This window comes from Cyclobacterium sp. SYSU L10401 (genome assembly GCF_010993705.1).
Taxonomy (GTDB): domain Bacteria; phylum Bacteroidota; class Bacteroidia; order Cytophagales; family Cyclobacteriaceae; genus Cyclobacterium.
This window is the reverse complement of record NZ_WOFO01000007.1, coordinates 87,816-106,094: the sequence shown is the minus strand read 5'-3', so window position 1 is coordinate 106,094 and position 18,279 is coordinate 87,816. Positions and strand designations below refer to the sequence as shown.

Genomic DNA, 18,279 nt, shown 5'->3' with positions numbered 1-18,279 from the left:
TGAATGGGTAAATGGATGCTGTAAGATTAACTCAATACAGTCATGGAGCAGGTTGTGGCTGTAAAATTGCACCTGCCGTTTTGGAACAGATTCTGGGACATGGGCAGGCGGCAAAAATGGAATTTCCCGGATTGCTGGTCGGCAATGAGGAAAGTGATGACGCAGCTGTTTTTGACTTGGATGGGCGTACCGGCATTGTGAGCACCACTGATTTCTTTATGCCCATAGTAGATGACCCTTTTGATTTTGGTGCCATTGCTGCTACCAATGCCCTGAGCGACATTTATGCAATGGGTGGGCAGCCATTAATGGCCATTGCCATATTGGGTTGGCCGATTGCCAAACTTTCGGCGGAGGTGGCGGCTAAAGTTTTGGAAGGAGGAAGGTCGGTTTGCCATAAGGCCGGAATTCCTTTGGCCGGCGGGCACAGCATTGATGCCCCCGAACCCATATTTGGCCTGGCAGTAACCGGAAAAGTAGCTGTCGATCAGGTTAAAAGAAACAATACCGCCAAAATCGGTGACCGGCTTTATTTAACCAAGCCTCTTGGAGTTGGCTTGGTTACTACTGCGGAAAAAAAAGGCCTTGCCCTGGGAGAAGATGTGTTGCTGGCAAAAGATACCATGCTGATGTTGAATGAGATAGGCATTAAAGTGGCTGCCTGGCCAGAGGTACATGCCATGACCGATGTGACAGGCTTTGGTTTGGGGGGACATTTGACGGAAATGTGTAGGGGAAGTCAGCTTTCTGCCAAAATCGAGCTGTCAAAAGTTCCTGTTTTTGATTTTGTACCGAAATACCTGGAACTGGATTGTATTCCGGGTGGGACTCACCGCAATTGGGAAAGTTACGGCAATGGGATCAGGATACAAAGACCGGAGGATCGCCTGGTATTGGCTGATCCACAAACCAGCGGAGGACTGCTGATGGCAGTAGATCCGTCCTTTACCGGTGAATTTGAAAATAGAATGGCAGGCGAAGGGTACCAGCTGAAGTCCTTTGGTGACCTGGTGGGAAAGCAGGAATGGCTTGTAAGTAGCGAATAGACAATCGTAAAAGCTGGTTTCGGGATTGCGCTTGGTTGTAGCATTATTTCAGCATCTTTTCCACCGCTACAATGAGCGCTGCTGATCTGGTCAGGGCTTCGGGTAAAGGTATACCCTCATTCATTCCCGGCCGGTTATGCCCAATGTGGCTGAGCCAGGCATCTTTTGATAGCTGTTGTTTTTCTTCCACCAGGGCCAGCACCTGCATGCCTTTCGGGAATTTTTGAAAGGCCGTTTCTGGCAAGTCGGTATCCAGGTTTTTGTATTCACCCAATCCCTTTAATAAGCTTCTGGCCATGATCCAATGTCCCTGATCTCCGGGATGAATTCCATCTGCAGCAAGCATAAAATCCCGATCAACATTCCGCTGATCTTCCAGGAATTTCCGCATCGGCCAGTGCAGGTCGATTACCATCCAGTTTTCCGTATACTGCTTACTTAGCAACCAGGAGGAGTAGATGGACAGCACATTCGCATAGGCCGCTCCTTTTCTTTTATCATAAACCGGAGGTGTCAAATGAATAATGGGGACCCCTGAACTTACGGTTTTTTGGTGAAGTTTTTCCTGTCCTTTTCTGTATGCTTCAAATCGATCTTCATCAAAAGGCAGGTAGATGCCATCATTCATTCCATAGCATGAAAAAATCAGGTCCGGTTTTACAGTTGCCAGAATTCTGTCTAGTCTTTCATGCAAATCTGGCCGGGGGAATTGTCCGCCGGCATGCCCTTCTTCCGAGAGACCGGATACTGTTTCACTGGGCAAACCAACGTTGATAAATTCCCAATTTCTTTCCGGATAAGTCAATCTCAGGTAGCTCTCTACATAATTGACGTAGCCCCCTCCATAGGTAATGCTGTTGCCCAAAAACAAGATCTTATTGGCAGAAGACGGGATGGAATAGGTTTCCTGTGCTTTGAGGGGAGATAGCAACAGGCAAAACAACAAGCAAAGAAAAGCTTTGGAATACATGACAGCCATTTAAAATTTCCAGGTGCAAATTCTGGTGAATATATTAATAAAGGAGGGTTTTTAGGTCATCCGAGCTCAATTACTGCCAGTTTTTTTTTGACGCATCCACAAGGAAAATTTCAGCAGATCCTCTTCGATGATTTCCCTTTCGGTTCGGTTTTGATCCAGCTTTTTCTTTAACTTTTTGAGCTGAAAATCCGGTTTCATGGCCAGTATTCGGTAAAAAAAGCTGGCAAAGATCAGGCCCTGTCGGGCTTTCATGAGTAGTGCCCGTAGCTTATATCCCCTGGCCAGATGAGATAGCCTGGCCACTTTGGCTATCCTGAGGGTGCGGACAAAGGATATGAACGGCAATAATATGATAAGAAGGTCTATCCAGTTTTTCTTGACATAGGTAAATTTGTCATCTGAAATAGAAATAAGCAAGATAAATTCAAAAGCGAAAGCCAGCCAAATAAAACCCTGCACCATGTCCAGCACAAAGGATAGATCGGTATTTAACCAACTTTCTACCTGATCATAAAACTGCCATTCGATCAACAATACAGGGATAATCAATAAGGCAATGACAATCATAGGAATAGAAAATTGTTGCTTGAGCCGGTTGAATAAACCTTCATTGCATTTGGACCACAGGTGGTAGGGGAGCCAGGTCATTTCAGGTGCCTCCATGTGTCTCCAGCCTATGCCTAAAGGAGGGAAAAGCAAGCTGAAGACCTTTGGAATGAATGCACTTTGAGCAATTTTTGTATTTGTCTTGTAGGAAAGAAATAGTATGATAATAAAATCCAGTAGGTATACCAACCATAAGAGGCCGTAAACCACAGCCAGTTTGGCTATAAATGGATTGATACGGAATCCCTGTTCATCATAAGAAAAATTATTGATGATGGCCGCAGTCATCAGCAACATCAGCAGGCTAAGGAAAAAACCCGGAGCGGCAGTTAATTCCTGATACCGGGTCAATGTATTGTTTTTTTTGCTCTTAAGTCTGGTTTTTAGGGTAAGGTCTCTGGTTGAATGCAGCTGAAGTAAGAAGGGATATTTTTTACTGAGATCCCCTATAGGTTGAAGTTTGTCTGCCTTTACCAGCAATGCTTCAATCTGGGCCAAGGTATAGGGGTTATCGCAGCGTTTTAAGGCTGCTAGCAAGGTAGATTTCTTGTCCTTTTGTACCTGGTTCATGACTGTTGTTTGAGCGACAAAGATAAGGTCTCCCGCCTATCCGCCAAAATAGATCCTATTCAACAAAATAGGAGGGAAAAGGGGGGGGGTTCCCTCTTATTGTTCTTTTTTGAGGTACTGGAGCTTTCTTTCAGGTGATAATTTTCTTCCTTATCTGTTTAGGTTTTGTCAGAAATTCTGACTATATTTTGTTCAAAATAGAAAAGCCATGAGCAAAGATAAAGGAGAAAAAAAGGTTGATAAAAAGAAGCCTGCCAAAAGCATGATGGAAAAGAGAGCCGAAAAAAAGGCCAAGGTAGAAGAGAAAAAACGTAACGGATAAAAGGTGCCTGTAATTCAAACACCTTTTCAAATGGGCTCCGGAAAAAATCCGGAGCTTTTTTGTTTTCAAAAAAAATTGCTTATTTCATTAAAACCCGTAATCTTGAAAATGATGAAAATATTTTTGAACCTGCTTTTGATCGCATGTACTACAGTAGGGGCCATGGCCCAGACAGCGCCGATAACCCTGGCCACTTTCAATATCCGTTATGACAATCCGGATGATGACCCCCATACCTGGGATAATAGGAAAGATGTTGTGGCGAATTTAATTCTTTTTCATGGCTTTGATATTTTTGGTATTCAAGAGGGATTAATGCATCAGGTAAAGGACCTCGACGAAAGGCTCCCCCATCATGATTTTGTGGGTGTGGGACGTGATGATGGAGGCGAAAAAGGTGAATATACGGCCATTTTTTATAACAAAGATAAATTTAAAGTTTTGGCATCAGACACCTTTTGGCTCGCTCCTGAAACAGATCATCCCAACAAAGGCTGGGATGCGGCCCTTCCCCGTATCTGCACCTGGGCCAAAATGACTTCAGTCGATTCCGATCAAACCTTTTATGTCTTCAATACGCATTTTGACCACAGGGGAGTAGAAGCCAGGAATCAGTCTGCCGGGTTAATTCTGGAGAAAATTCAGGAAATTAATACTGAGTCTTTACCGGTAATGTTGACCGGGGACTTTAATGTGGGTCAGGAAACCGAAGCTTATCAGCGCTTAAGCAGTGCTCCTGGAATGAAGGATACCTTCGATGCCGCAGAGATCGTGTATGCCAATAATGGGACGACCAATAGCTTTGACATCACCAAAAGTACCGATCGGATCATTGACCATATTTTTGTCAGTGAAGAAATTGAGGTCAGGAAATATGGCATTCTGACGGACACCTACCACAGCCGCTTTCCTTCGGATCATTTTCCGGTAATGGCGGTTATTTATTGGTAATTCCTATCTCCTGTTAAAGCAAAACAGGCAGTAGCCAAAGGGTTACCGCCTGTTTTTCTTTTTCCAGATTAAAAAGGTACTTGTCAGGAAAACCAAATCTATTTTTTTGCCCCTGATCGGATAAGGGTAATCCCTGTTCCGATTTCGGAAACCTTTTTATAGTATGTATTCTCCCTGAAAAAAAATCACCAACCTCAAATCAACCGCTATCAAAAAATCAATCTAAAAAAGGTTCCTCCCTGTGTTATGCTCCCCTCCGGCTCATTTCAACTTCTCCTGCCAAACACTGCTTCACCCACAGGAAGGAACGTCAAATCTTTTACTAATTAATTTTCTGATACAGATGAACTCCAGATGTTGTTTTTATCATCTCCGGAGATCATCTCCATGAATTTACTCCATGAGCTGAGACGTTTGCGGTCCACTTCACGGTACATAACTTGTTTTTGACGGATCACGGCTATCAATTCCATTCCTGTTTCGTGGGGAATGTTTACCGTTTCATCACCGATCTGAATGTTCAGATTGCCATTGTTGGGGTCCACCCAGGTTTTTAACTCATGGGTATTGGTTTCAAATGTGTACTTTAACATCTTGCTGTTTTTTTAGATAAAAATGAATGGATTAAGGAAATGGTGACCATGTCGGTCAAGGCAGAGGCTGTTTAGGCTGCCTTATACTTCCGGTCTTTTAATGTGGTATGGTAGCTGTTATTGTCATTTTTCTGACCTGCCAGCGATTCCATAAACTTGCTCCAGGAACTGTTTTTCTTTCTTTCGATTTCCTGAAAGATGGTTTGCTTCTGACGGATAACACCAACCATTTCCGCTCCAATCTGGTGGGGGATGTTTACGGTCTCGTTTCCGATTTGGATATTCAGGGATCCATTTTCCGGGTCTACCCAGGTTTTTAATTCCCTCTCTGCTGTTTCGTAAGTGTACTTTAACATGATGCTGTTTATTTATATGAAAGAATTTTTTACATTTTAAGACTTCCCGCTGTTACCCGGAATTTTAAGAAGTTGGAAGAATCTTTTTAGCTGTTAGTCTTCTTCGCTTCTTTGTCTTTATCGCTGTTTGATGATGCTAAGGTAAATAAATTTTTTAAAACAAAAAACATTTTAACGAATTTAAAATACATTTTTAAGGGTCTAAAAAATGAAAACCGCATTTTTTTAAGAATTTGGCCGATTTTGGCTGATTTTTAAATTGAAAAAAAATTGAAAAATTTTTGACATAGAATGACTTGGGTCGGGATTATCTATTCCATTAAGGATCAGTACCTGCCGCATTTTGCCTTTTTTCAAAGCAAAGGAATGGACCAATCCCCGGGATATTCTTCAATACAAAATTCATCTTGAGTGGGAATCATTGGTTTTGCCAGCTAAAGTTTGTCATTTCCATATTTTTTCAGCACTTCCGGTTGGCAAGTTTATGCCGGTTTGATTATTTCCGATAACGTGTAGCCTGACATGATATTTTCACGCTGTTAGGCGGGGGATATAAATGCTTTAGGGAAGGGTTAAGTAATCATGAAGCAAACAGTGGGAAATTGATGATTTCATAATTACCGCTTAAGTAGAATCGCTAGGATTTGTCTCTGAATTTGGATAAACTGCCATTCAAATGTTGGATTTTCCCTTTTTTCATGGGTATGATTTGGCAACCGTAAGTATTACATGCAGCAATAACAATCTTATCAATATGAAGCATTCAGCAAAAAATTCCAGAAGAAATTTCATCAAGGCCTCAGGAATGGCCACCCTGGGTTTTATGGGCCTGTATCAATTCATGAATCCCGGTTTTTCAGTTGCCGGGACTACAAGCAGGGCTACTTTGGGCTATGGACCGTTAAAGCAAGATCCGGAAGGGATTCTCAACCTACCGGAGGGGTTTTCCTACAAAATTATCAGCCAGGCAGGAGATGCCATGGATGATGGGCTGAGCTTGCCGGGAGTAGCAGATGGAATGGGTGCTTTCCAGGGTAAAGATGGACGCGTGATTGTGGTCCGGAATCATGAGGTAAGTCCCGATGCCATGCAGCATTCTGGTTTTGGGACCAACTATGAGCTTTTGGACAAAGTAAAGAAGGAGGATTTTTATGATTTCGGGAAAGGAATTTTACCTTCTCTAGGTGGGACCACCACCTTTATATATAATGAGAATACCGGGAAAATGGAAAAACAATACCTGAGCCTTGCCGGTACGGTGAGGAATTGTGCCGGAGGGATTACCCCTTGGGGTTCCTGGTTGACCTGTGAAGAAAGTACCCTTAAAAAAGGAGATTATGAAGACCGCCTGGAAAAAGACCATGGCTATGTATTTGAAGTTCCGGCTTCCGAAGAAATTTCCCGGGCTGTACCTCATCCCATAAAAGCTATGGGGAGATTTAACCATGAAGCAGTAGCCATAGATCCGGCTTCCGGAGTGGTATATTTGACTGAAGACAGGGGTGACGGCATATTTTACAGGTATGTACCCCATAGTCCCGGTCAATTAAATAAAGGAGGTAAACTTCAGGCATTGGCGATCCTGGGAGAGGATAGCAGGGATACCAGGAATTGGGAAGACAGTGAGGGGCCAACATTTCCCTTAATGGAAGCCAGGAAGGTGACCTGGATAGACATTGAAAATGTAGAGTCACCGGAGGACGACCTGCGCTTTCAGGGGTTTGACAAGGGAGCAGCGGTTTTTGCCAGGGGTGAAGGAATCTGGTGGGGAGACAAAGAAGTTTATTTTGCCTGTACCAATGGAGGAAAAATCGGTGCGGGCCAGGTCTTTCGGTATGAGCCAAGTAAGTGGGAGGGAACGAAGGAAGAAGAAAAAGCTCCCGGAGAACTTACCCTTTTTGCAGAGCCCAACGACAGGGAGATCCTGAAGAATTGTGATAACCTGGCTGTGGCTCCCTGGGGAGATGTCATCTTGTGTGAAGACCATAAACATCCGTTTTTAGTGGGCATTACCCCTAAAGGAGAATTGTACCACCTGGCAGAAAATGTAGGCTATGCCTCTGAGCTGGCAGGCGGTGTGTTTTCTCCATCTGGCAAAACCTACTTTGTCAATATTCAGGGACCTGGGATTACCTTGGCCATTACAGGGCCCTGGAAAAGCTGAGCCGAATACTGAAATGAATAGAAATGACTGGAGCAGTATTGTTCCGGTCATTTATAAAGTAAAGATATATTTCCCGCCTAATTCGAATGGGAATCTATTTCCTGCCTACCATTCCTGAGTTTCTGCTTGTTAAAGTCGTGGTTTTCCAATTTTGAATATCCAATACTTTTGTTATTGATTAAAACATCATCTATATTTGCCACTCAAATTTTAAAATGATGGCGAAGCAAAAGACCAAAAAGGGAAAAGCAGCACCTGATACCTCAAATGAACTTCTGGAAAACCCGGAAGCAATTGCGACCCGTTTGGGAAGGGGAGAAGCGTTTTTAAAGGAAAATACCAAATTGGTAGGAGGCATCATTGGCCTGATGATATTGATCATTGCCGGGATCGTGGGTTACCAGATTCACAAGGCCAACCAAAACGAAAAGGCGCAGGCTGAAATGTTTCAGGCAGTATATTATTATGAGCAGGATAGTCTTGATTTTGCCCTGAATGGGGACGGGGTGCAACCCGGTTTTCTGAATATTATTGATCAGTATGGAGGGACAGATGCGGCAAACCTATCTCATTTTTATGTAGGGTCCATTTATCTTTCTCAGGGAGAGTTCCAAAATGCTGTGGATCACCTCGAAAGTTTTTCCTCTTCAGATTTCTTTGTGCAGGCGCAGGCCTTCTCACTTACAGGTGATGCATACATGGAATTGGAAGATCCGGAAGAGGCCATCAGGTTTTACAAAAAAGCTGCAGCATATAAGACCAATAAATACTTTACCCCAAAGTATTTGTTTAAACTGGCCATAGCCTACGAAGAAGCTGGAGACCTACAACAAGCCATAGATACCTATGGTGAAATTGAATCTAAATATACCGACGCTTACGAATATACTGAAGCCCGCAAACATAAGGCAAGGCTGGAAGGCCTCGCTTCTAATTGATATGAATTTGATCATTGAAAAAGAAGAGTAAGGCCGCTTTTGGTTTTACTCTTTTTTTATGAAAATTTTATAGAAATGGCTACATCCTTAAAAAACCTGAGTCAACATTCCGAAAATAATATTCCGGACATCAGTGATAAAAAATTTGCCATAGTGGTTTCTGAGTGGAATGATGAAATTACGGAATCACTGTATGGAGCTGCTTTGGAGACATTGTTACGGTATGGGGCGAAAGAGAAAAACATTTATAGAAAAAATGTCCCTGGATCGTTTGAACTGCCTTTGGGAGCCCAGTGGCTGGCAAAAATAGAGGAGATAGATGCGGTGATCTGCCTGGGTTGTGTGATACAGGGAGAAACCCGTCACTTTGATTTTATTTGTGATGCGGTAGCTCATGGCATTACAGAAGTAGGTTTAAAATTTGACAAACCTGTGATTTTTGGGGTATTGACTCCGGAAAACCAGCAGCAGGCCTTGGACAGAGCGGGGGGAAAACATGGAAACAAGGGAGATGAAGCGGCCATATCGGCCATCAAAATGCTTGGTTTCTAATAGCTGTTTCCTATCAATCAAAAAAAAAATTAAACTGTTTTTCGAATGAAAATCATGAAATTCGGAGGTACTTCCGTTGGAAGGCCTGAAAGAATGCACCAGGTCAAGGAATTGATCATTGCTGATGAAGAGAAGAAAATTGTGGTATTGTCAGCCTTATCCGGAACCACCAATGCATTGGTAGGTATAGGGGAGGCTTTGGCAGAGGGCAAAAAAGAACAGGCCAAACAAAAGATTGATGCGCTAAATGAGCATTACAATAATTTTTACCTGGAATTATTGACATCAAAGGCAGGAAGATCCAAAGCTGCTCAGATCATCAAAGAGCATTTTGAGTTTTTGACCATTATCTTAAAGATATCATTTAATGAGGCCATCAATAAGGATATCCTGGCTCAGGGTGAATTATTGTCTACCAAGCTGTTTTATACCTTGTTACAAGAGCTTGAAATACCTGCGGTGTTCCTTCCTGCACTGGAATTTATGAGCATTGATGAAAATGATGAACCCGAACTTTCCCGGATCAGGCAAAGGTTGGAGGCCATTTTGACCAGATACCCCGAAGACAGCATTTTTATCACCCAGGGTTATATCTGCAAAAATCACCGGAATGAAGTGGATAACCTGAAGCGAGGAGGAAGTGATTATACCGCCTCTTTGATAGGAGCCGCCACATCAGCCAGCGTAGTGGAAATCTGGACGGACATTGACGGTATGCATAACAACGATCCCAGAATCGTGGATCAGACCCGGGCGATCGCCCACCTGTCATTTGATGAGGCAGCGGAGTTGGCTTATTTTGGAGCCAAAATTCTTCATCCGGCTTCTATCTGGCCTGCTCAATTGAACAATGTTCCGGTAAAACTGCTGAATACCATGCAACCCGAGGCACCGGGTACCACCATTACCGGGGGAGGGGATGGTACGGTAGGGGTCAAAGCCATTGCTGGTAAGGATGGCATAACAGCCTTAAAGATCAAATCCAGCAGGATGCTCCTTGCCTATGGGTTTTTGAGGAAGGTTTTTGAAATCTTCGAAAGGTACCGCACCTCTATCGATATGATTACTACTTCGGAGGTAGCCATTTCACTGACCATGGATGATGTGTCGCATTTAAAGGAAATTACTGCGGAATTGCAAAAATTGGGCAAAGTGGAAGTGGACCATCACCTGTCCATTATTTGTATTGTGGGCAATAACATCATGGAAGAAAAAGGGGTATTGAATAAAATCATGGACAGTCTGGAACAGATTCCCTTGCGCATGGTTTCCTATGGAGGGAGCCGGCACAATGTGTCCCTCCTCATTGATGGTAAACAGAAAGAACAGGTTCTTCAAAGCCTGAATCAAAGACTCTTTGAATTTGAATAAGCCAATGCCAAACGAAAGTAAGCCCGGTTTTCTGGAGCGGCTTAAAGTCAAGTGGGAACTTAACAGTATGTGGCAGGTGATGTTGGTGCTGATCGTTTTTGCTTGCACTGGATTTACTATTCTGTTCGTTAAAAAACCCATATTTGATTTCCTGGGTGTAGATACCCAAGGGGGAGGTTTTATAAAAACTATTATTTATTTGTTGCTGGTTTTACCTTTGTATCAAATATTCCTTTTGGTATATGGCTTTATTTTCGGGCAGTTTACCTTCTTTTGGGAAAAAGAAAAACAGTTTATTCGCCGTATAGGGAGATTGTTTTCCGGGAAAGCAAAAAAATAAAACATACTTTGTTCACCTTTTGAATGCATAGCAAGCCATGGCCAAACAAAGAGGCTTACCCTTGGATGAGTCGGAGAAAAGAAAATTGAACAAGAAAAACCTGGCCAAACTTTCAGGTATTTTCAGTTTTGCCCTTCCTTATAAAGGTTCCTTTATTTCCGGAATGGTGTTTTTGTTTTTCTCCAGTCTGATGCTGCTTACTTTTCCTTTTGTAGCGGGGAAATTGATAGATGCGGCATCTGGAAAGGAATGGATCATCAATGATATCAATGGTATAGCCTTTATCCTTTTAGGAATATTGTTGGTACAAAGTATATTTTCCTTTTTCAGGGTCTGGTTATTTGCTCAGGTGAGTGAAAAGTCCATGCGGGATATCCGGGTAGCCCTTTACGAGCGTCTGGTGCGATTGCCCATGACCTTTTTTGATCAAAGGAGAACCGGAGAGCTGATCAGCAGGATTACATCTGATGTTTCCATGCTGCAGGATACTTTTTCCATTACCCTGGCTGAATTGCTACGGCAGGTAATCACCTTGCTGGTGGGGATTGCTTTCCTATTCTACACCACGCCAAGACTTACCCTTTTCATGTTAATTACCATTCCTGTTTTGGTAATCATTGCCATGATATTTGGCAGGTTTATCCGTAAGCTATCCAAAACCACACAGGACGAATTGGCTGCTGCCAATGTAGTGGTAGAAGAAACCCTTCAATCTATTGTCACCGTCAAATCCTTTACAGGAGAAGCCTACGAATCCAGGCGGTACCGTTCCCGTCTGGATAAGGTGGTGGATGTGGCTTTGAAAGCCGCAAGTTTCAGAGGGGCATTTATATCTTTTATCATATTTGCCCTATTTGGTGGCATTGTAGCAGTTATTTGGTATGGAGCCACTTTGGTAAGTGCCGGGGAAATGAGTATAGGTGATTTGGTCTCTTTTGTGCTATATACCACCTTTATAGGTGGATCCATTGCCGGTTTGGGAGATATCTATGGGCAGGTACAAAAAGCGATAGGTTCTTCGGAGCGGGTTTTGGAAATCCTGGATGAAGAAACGGAAGAATATGAATCTACCCTGGAGAGCCGGAAGGTGGCAGGTGCCATAGCTTTTAAACAGGTTGTTTTTCACTATCCTACCCGTCCGGAATACCGGGTTCTTGATGGAATTGAATTTTCCATTGCTCCTGGTGAGAAAGTGGCCCTGGCAGGTCACAGTGGGGCCGGAAAATCCACCATTATTCAACTATTGCTCAAGTTTTATAAATTGGGGAAAGGGGATATTCTGTTGGACGGGCAATCTATTCGCCACTGGGACCCTCAAAAGCTTAGAAAAAACATCGGGATTGTGCCACAGGAAGTACTGCTGTTCGGAGGAAGTATCAGGGAAAATATTTTGTATGCCAGGCCTGAGGCAAGCGAAGATGAGATCATTACAGCTGCCACTCAGGCCAATGCCTGGGAATTTATCCAGAGCTTTCCGGATGGATTGGATACGCTGGTTGGAGAGCGGGGCATCAAGCTTTCAGGTGGTCAGCGGCAAAGAATAGCCATTGCCAGGGCCATTTTAAAAGATCCAGCCATATTGGTGTTAGATGAAGCTACTTCATCCCTCGATGCTGCATCAGAAGCGCTGGTACAGGAAGCGCTGGATCAATTGATGGAGGGTCGCACTACCATAATCATAGCCCATAGATTGGCTACCATCAGGAAGGTGGACCGGATCTACGTGCTCAAAGGGGGTAAAATAATTGAAGAAGGAAACCATGAAGAACTTTCTTCCCTGAGAGATGGGCATTATGCCAACCTGGTCAACTTACAGTTTGCTGAGGATGCTTCAAAGCCTTCAGACTGATATCCATGCTTTTTACCTGATGAGTGAGCGCTCCCACAGAAATGAAATCCACCCCGGACTCAGCTACTGCCACTATGGTGGTTTCATCAATTCCCCCTGATGCTTCTGTTTCATACTGCCCGTCAATCATTTTTACCGCTTTCATCATGGTGGCAGGGTCCATATTGTCCAGCATGATGATATCTACTCCACCCTGATCCAACACCAATTGTACTTCTTCCAAACTTCTGGTTTCAATCTCAATTTTCAAATTCAGTTGTTGCTTTTTCAAATAGGCATGGGTGGATTTGATGGCCTGAGGAATGCCACCTGCAAAATCAATGTGATTGTCCTTGAGCATGATCATGTCATACAAGGCAAAACGGTGGTTTTTTCCTCCTCCGATGGATACGGCCCATTTTTCCAATATCCGAAAATTAGGGGTGGTTTTTCGTGTATCCAGCAGCTTTGCACCCGTGTGTGCGATGAGATCGTTTAGTTGCTTTGTTTTGGTGGCAATACCACTCATTCGCTGCATGCAATTCAAAACCAAGCGTTCTGTGGTCAAAATAGCGGCTGCTTTACCGGAAACAATCAGACCGGTTTCTCCTGCTTTTACGGACTGCCCATCCTTTAACAGCAACTGTACCTGTAAGTCCGGATCGTAATAATGAAATATGGTTTTGGCCAATTCAAGCCCGGCAATTACCCCTGCTTCCTTGATCAAAAGGTTGGCTGAACCCTGCTGCCCGGAGGGGACGGCTGCCAGGGTCGAATGATCACCTTCTCCTACATCTTCGAGAAAAGCTGCCTGGATAAATTTTTGTAAACTTTCTTGGTTTAGGTAGTCCTGCATGATAGCCCAAAAATAAGAAATATTCCCAACAGGAGCATATTTATTATTGCCGGATTAGACCCATGCTGTAAATTATGAATTGGGCATTGTCCAATATTTTTCCCCGGATAAGTACCCTGTACTTCCTTTCTAAAGAATGGTAGGTGCCAATCAGATAGGATAAATTATCACTGGTTTTTCCTTCCTGCTGCAAGTCAAAATCTTTGGCAGGGTTATTTCTAAAAAAATCCCGCAGGACAATTTCGGCTTGATTTCGGGAATAGTCTCTTTTGTCATTGTCAAGGCTAATTTCAACCATATCATCAAGAAACCTGGAAACATCCCTGAAAGAGCCTTCCTGGAAGGCCACTTTAAGGGCTGAGCTTTCTTTCTGGGCCATGCTTACTGGAGCCAGTAAAGAGAAAAACACCAGAAGAAGTATAAAAATGGGGATTAAACGCAACATATGGAGCAAATCTCAAATTTCAGGCCAAAAAGAATCTTTCGCAGATTAAATGCTACATTCTCTCTGGGATGAAACAGGGTGATTACTTAGCATAGATTATTGCCTAATTTACCAAGCCCTATGTATTATTATCTTATATTTGCGAGGCAATAAAATCCCGGGAATGATTGTCCCAAATGGGTGTCCGGAACCAATGTTTTAGGAAACGTCCGGAATTTTTGTTTGATTGTAACCAATAGAAAAAGACATGAAATCGACACGATTAAAATCATCATTAAACACACAGGGTAATGATTATTTTAATCGTCAAAGATTCCATCTGACCATTAAAAATCAAATTATAAACAAATGAATAAGAAAGTTTTATTAATGATTCTCGATGGATGGGGCATTGCTCCCATTCCTGAAGTCTCTGCGATTGATAAAGCCAAAACACCATTTATTGACAGCCTGTATGAAAATTATCCTCATTCAAGATTGGATGCTTCAGGTTTGGCTGTCGGGCTTCCGGAAGGTCAGATGGGGAATTCTGAAGTTGGCCATATGAATATTGGGGCGGGCAGGGTTGTCTATCAGGACCTGGTAAAAATAAACAAGGCGGTAAAAGAAGGAGACCTGAATGAGCATCCTGTGCTGAAGAAAGCTTTTGCCGAAGCACTTCGGGATGGTAAGAAAGTCCATTTAATTGGTCTGGTTTCTGACGGAGGAGTTCACGCACACCTTTACCATTTAAAAGGATTATGCGATGCTGCCAAAGCCAATGGATTAGAGGATGTTTTTATCCATGCCTTTACGGATGGAAGAGACACTGATCCTAAAAGTGGCGTAAGATTTTTGGAAGAGCTGAAAAACCACTGTGAAGGATCTGCCGGAAAATTAGCTTCTATTATTGGTAGGTATTATGCCATGGATAGGGACAGGCGTTGGGAAAGGGTAAAACTGGCCTATGATGCCATGGTAAATGGAGAAGGAGAGAAATCCAAAGACATGCTCTCCGCCATCAGGAAATCTTATGCAAATGGCGTAACAGACGAGTTTATCCGGCCTATCATTCAAGTGGATGAGGAAGGAAAGCCTCTGGCTACCATAGCCGAAGGCGATACGGTGATTTGTTTTAATTTCAGGACAGATCGGGGTAGGGAAATTACCGAAGTCCTGACCCAAAAAGATTTTCCGGATTATAACATGAAAAAGTTAAAACTAAACTATGTTACTTTTTCACTTTATGATGAAAATTTCAAAGGGATATCTGTAGTTTTTGAAAAGGATAACCTGCGTAATACCCTGGGAGAGGTATTGGAAAAACACGGTAAAAAGCAAATCAGGATCGCAGAAACCGAAAAATATCCCCATGTCACTTTCTTTTTTTCCGGCGGTAGGGAAAAACCCTTTGAAGGGGAAACCCGGATACTCTGTAATTCTCCCAAAGTCGCTACCTACGATTTGCAACCGGAAATGTCTGCGCATGAAATCGCCAAAAAAATCAATCAGGAACTCCCCAAAAAAGAGGCGGATTTTATTTGCCTGAACTTTGCCAATGCGGATATGGTAGGACATACCGGCGTTTTTGAAGCGGCAGTGAAAGCCTGTGAGGCCGTGGATGAATGTGCGGCATCTGTCATCGAAAAGGCCCTGGAAAATGATTATACCATCATTGTAATAGCAGATCATGGCAATAGCGACTGCATGATCAACCCGGATGGCACACCCAATACTGCCCATACCACGAACCTGGTCCCATGCATCATGGTAGACAAGAACGACCGGTTGGAGGTAAATGATGGCAAATTGGGAGATTTGGCACCTACCATCCTTCAGTTGATTGGAATCCAAAAGCCTGAAGAGATGACCGGGAATGTGCTGCTGAAGCATTGAGCATCATGAAAAGCAGCCTGAAAGGTTTTTTATGGCTCATGGTTTTGGCCTATTTGGGTGTAGCCTGTACGGAGGAGGAGTCAGTACCCTTTTCCAACCCTACTCAGATTGATGCCTATTTTCCAATGGCTGATTTTCTTGAGCAGAAAATTGCCCAGAGTGCAGGAGCTGATGTATCCAAGACCATTCGCTTTAATGATGAAGAGGAACGGGTAAAATTTATTCCTGACAAGGAAGCGTGGAGAAAGGAATTGGATTTCTTTTTTCAATCGGATATCAATAAAGCCGCCTTGGCCTCCTCCTACGAGACCAGGGAAGAGGACAACTTGTTGATTCATGCCCTGAAGCCTGACGAAAAAAACAATATCCGCGAGATCAAGGTGAGCAAAAAGGAAGGAAAGGTAAGGGAGATTGGTATTGTAGCGATCAAGAACAATCTCTTTTACCATTCCGAAGTTTATGGAGAATTGACATTTGATGAAAACGAGCAGCTTTCTACCTATAGCCTTGAAGGAAACCAGAAAGTATGGTTTCTGACAGGCACCAGCCTGGAAGTACAGGCTGAAATAGAAGAATAAACCATTTTGAGGGTGCAGAAATGCTTCATTTTCGTAGCCATCATTGTTCCGGTGAACAAAAAATGTAGGCTTGATACCCTGGTGCTTTTTTAATCAACTGCTTTAAATCCAAAAATTAGCTTGGGAGAGCTATTTCATGCCCATATAGCCCTTGCCATGAGGTATCCTCTTTCACTGTATCTTTGCAATTTCTGGTCGTTTCCGGTACGCTGGGCATGCTGAAACGAAACCACGTACAAAATTTCAGGTTAAATCAAGTTAGCCCGCAAAGGCAAAAAAGACCAGCCAGGTAATCAATAGAATGGGCAGTAAAATGGGTATGGAAAACCTCAGGATATAGCCAAAGAAGGAGGGCATCTTGATCCCGCTCTGTTCGGCAATGGACTTCACCATAAAGTTAGGACCGTTTCCTATATAGGTCATGGCGCCAAAAAACACTGAAGCAATGGAAATGGCCATCAGTTCAAAGGAAGATTCCAGATAGTTGTCCATGGCAAAATCCTTTACATCTTGAATCATATTGATATCCGCTCCCTGAGAGGCCATGGCTGCTGCAAGGAAGTTCAGGTAGGTTGGCGCATTGTCAAGGAATCCTGACAGTAGTCCTGTCCCCCAGTACAGGCTATTATAAGTGATCATGGCTGCACCTTCTTCAGATTGGGCGAAGGTCCCTACCAGTTCAAGTGCAGGCATCATGGTACCAAATATGCCGATAAAGATAAAGGCAACCTCCCGGATGGGTTCAAAATTAAATTCGTTGCCCTGAAGGGCTTTTCTATCGGCAAACCTGTAGGAGAAATAAGCAACCGAAAACATGATGGTTTCTCTGATAAAACTGAATTTCTGACCATCATAGTGAATGGCAGGAACCCAATCCAGAACATTGGGGTCTAAAAAAACAGAAATAATAATGAGCAGCAACCAAAAGAAATTTTTGGTACCTGTAAGTGAAATTTTATTAGAAAAGTGATTTTCCTCTTCCAGCTCTCCATTGCTGCCATTTTTTCCAAATTTTCTATCTACCAAATAAAATATGATTGACAGGATCGTTAAAGCCAGTATCCAGGCTGGCCAGTTGTGTTCCAGGGTCCAGAAAAATGGTACACCTTTAAGGAAACCCAAGAAAAGCGGAGGGTCTCCGATAGGGGTCAAGGATCCCCCTATATTGCTCACCATAAAAATAAAGAAAATAATATGGTAGGGTTGGATATTGTGTTTATTCAGCCGGATAAAGGGTCTGATCAGTAACATGGATGCGCCGGTGGTTCCTATGAGATTAGAAATCAATGCACCGATCAGTAGCAAAATGACATTAGCAATAGGAGTAGATTGCTTGTCTACCTGAATTAATATCCCGCCAGAGGCAATAAATAGGGATGCGAGTAGGGCAATGAACTGAACGTATTCTGCCAGCGCATGTACTGGATTGTGTACATTTTGCAGGACAAACAGGTAATAAAGTACAACAATAACGGCCAGACTGACAGCGATCTTCGGGTAATGGTGGTGCCAGAAATGCTCATAAAATAAGGGGCCGGTAGCAATCATCAGGAGCAATAGGGCAAATGGTATGACCAGCCATCCCGGTGCGTGGCCATGGCTGTCTTCATGGGCAGGTTCAAGTGCAGATTGCGGAGAGTTTTCTGATTCCTGTGAAGGTGTTACCTGTTCCTGCACCTGGGTAATAAAGGAAGGAGAAGGTAATGAATGGGCAACAATGACGTTTGGTGCCCCAATCATTAACAAACCAAATAGGAGGAGCCATGAAGCTAAATATTTCTTCATTCACTTGATATTATTGTTCGAAGTATGATTAAGTCGGGTCTTTTCAAGCGGATTGAAAAAACAATAGGTTAAAATAAATTTCCCTAAACTAGTTATTTTGTCTATTAGGTACCAAATTATTTCA

The 18,279-nt window shown here is 43.1% G+C and carries 17 protein-coding genes; 10 read left to right on the top strand and 7 right to left on the bottom strand.

Annotated features, from left to right (window positions below; genetic code table 11):
* Positions 1–11: 11 nt before the first annotated feature.
* Positions 12–1,046 carry a selenide, water dikinase SelD gene (gene selD / locus GL182_RS16515; protein WP_163380886.1) on the top strand — a complete coding sequence of 345 codons (1,035 nt, stop codon included), beginning with the start codon at positions 12–14 and terminating at the stop codon, positions 1,044–1,046.
* Positions 1,047–1,089: 43 nt separating this feature from the next.
* Here selD and GL182_RS16510 read toward each other — a convergent pair whose 3' ends face one another.
* Complete coding sequence (locus tag GL182_RS16510; protein ID WP_240469863.1) at positions 1,090–2,016, bottom strand: SGNH/GDSL hydrolase family protein; 927 nt, start codon at positions 2,014–2,016, stop codon at positions 1,090–1,092.
* A gap of 75 nt (positions 2,017–2,091) precedes the next feature.
* Complete coding sequence (locus GL182_RS16505; protein WP_163380884.1) at positions 2,092–3,201, bottom strand: hypothetical protein; 1,110 nt, start codon at positions 3,199–3,201, stop codon at positions 2,092–2,094.
* A gap of 430 nt (positions 3,202–3,631) precedes the next feature.
* Between GL182_RS16505 and GL182_RS16500 the strand changes: the two genes are divergently transcribed.
* Positions 3,632–4,474: an endonuclease/exonuclease/phosphatase family protein gene (locus GL182_RS16500; protein ID WP_163380883.1), complete on the top strand. Its 843-nt coding sequence runs from the start codon at positions 3,632–3,634 to the stop codon at positions 4,472–4,474.
* Between the two features lie 326 nt (positions 4,475–4,800).
* Here the strand turns inward: GL182_RS16500 and GL182_RS16495 are convergent, their stop codons facing one another.
* Together GL182_RS16495 and GL182_RS16490 are read right to left on the bottom strand one after the other, a co-directional pair.
* The gene (locus GL182_RS16495; RefSeq protein ID WP_073092592.1) at positions 4,801–5,067 is read right to left on the bottom strand and encodes a hypothetical protein; all 267 of its coding nucleotides are present in this window, start codon (positions 5,065–5,067) and stop codon (positions 4,801–4,803) included.
* Between the two features lie 71 nt (positions 5,068–5,138).
* Positions 5,139–5,423, bottom strand: coding sequence for a hypothetical protein (locus tag GL182_RS16490; protein ID WP_163380882.1), 285 nt, complete (start codon positions 5,421–5,423; stop codon positions 5,139–5,141).
* 754 nt (positions 5,424–6,177) lie between these two features.
* Here GL182_RS16490 and GL182_RS16485 point away from each other — a divergent pair.
* The 6 genes from GL182_RS16485 (at position 6,178) to GL182_RS16460 (ending at position 12,637) form a co-directional block, all read left to right on the top strand.
* A complete protein-coding gene (locus GL182_RS16485) occupies positions 6,178–7,587 on the top strand; it encodes an alkaline phosphatase PhoX (RefSeq protein ID WP_163380881.1) in 1,410 nt (469 codons plus the stop codon).
* Between the two features lie 218 nt (positions 7,588–7,805).
* The gene (locus GL182_RS16480) at positions 7,806–8,525 is read left to right on the top strand and encodes a tetratricopeptide repeat protein (RefSeq protein ID WP_163381036.1); all 720 of its coding nucleotides are present in this window, start codon (positions 7,806–7,808) and stop codon (positions 8,523–8,525) included.
* A gap of 75 nt (positions 8,526–8,600) precedes the next feature.
* Positions 8,601–9,077: a 6,7-dimethyl-8-ribityllumazine synthase gene (ribH, locus tag GL182_RS16475; protein ID WP_163380880.1), complete on the top strand. Its 477-nt coding sequence runs from the start codon at positions 8,601–8,603 to the stop codon at positions 9,075–9,077.
* Positions 9,078–9,122: 45 nt separating this feature from the next.
* Entirely contained in the window at positions 9,123–10,448 is a 1,326-nt protein-coding gene (locus GL182_RS16470) for an aspartate kinase (RefSeq protein WP_163380879.1), read from the top strand.
* A 4-nt stretch (positions 10,449–10,452) separates the two neighbouring features.
* Positions 10,453–10,788 carry a DUF6787 family protein gene (locus GL182_RS16465; RefSeq protein ID WP_163380878.1) on the top strand — a complete coding sequence of 112 codons (336 nt, stop codon included), beginning with the start codon at positions 10,453–10,455 and terminating at the stop codon, positions 10,786–10,788.
* Positions 10,789–10,825: 37 nt separating this feature from the next.
* Positions 10,826–12,637, top strand: a complete 1,812-nt coding sequence (locus GL182_RS16460; protein WP_163380877.1) for an ABC transporter ATP-binding protein — start codon at positions 10,826–10,828, stop codon at positions 12,635–12,637.
* On the opposite strand, the gene nadC is transcribed toward GL182_RS16460, so the two are convergent.
* The gene (nadC, locus tag GL182_RS16455; protein ID WP_163380876.1) at positions 12,594–13,472 is read right to left on the bottom strand and encodes a carboxylating nicotinate-nucleotide diphosphorylase; all 879 of its coding nucleotides are present in this window, start codon (positions 13,470–13,472) and stop codon (positions 12,594–12,596) included. The genes GL182_RS16460 and nadC overlap by 44 nt on opposite strands.
* Before the next feature lie 43 nt (positions 13,473–13,515).
* Positions 13,516–13,917 (bottom strand): DUF4783 domain-containing protein, encoded by a 402-nt coding sequence (locus GL182_RS16450; RefSeq protein ID WP_163380875.1) that lies wholly within the window; start codon positions 13,915–13,917, stop codon positions 13,516–13,518.
* A gap of 348 nt (positions 13,918–14,265) precedes the next feature.
* Between GL182_RS16450 and gpmI the strand changes: the two genes are divergently transcribed.
* Positions 14,266–15,792 (top strand): 2,3-bisphosphoglycerate-independent phosphoglycerate mutase, encoded by a 1,527-nt coding sequence (gene gpmI / locus GL182_RS16445; protein WP_163380874.1) that lies wholly within the window; start codon positions 14,266–14,268, stop codon positions 15,790–15,792.
* Between the two features lie 5 nt (positions 15,793–15,797).
* Positions 15,798–16,370, top strand: a complete 573-nt coding sequence (locus GL182_RS16440; protein ID WP_163380873.1) for a hypothetical protein — start codon at positions 15,798–15,800, stop codon at positions 16,368–16,370.
* A gap of 258 nt (positions 16,371–16,628) precedes the next feature.
* Here GL182_RS16440 and GL182_RS16435 read toward each other — a convergent pair whose 3' ends face one another.
* Entirely contained in the window at positions 16,629–18,155 is a 1,527-nt protein-coding gene (locus tag GL182_RS16435) for a sodium:proton antiporter (RefSeq protein WP_163380872.1), read from the bottom strand.
* Positions 18,156–18,279: the final 124 nt, after the last annotated feature.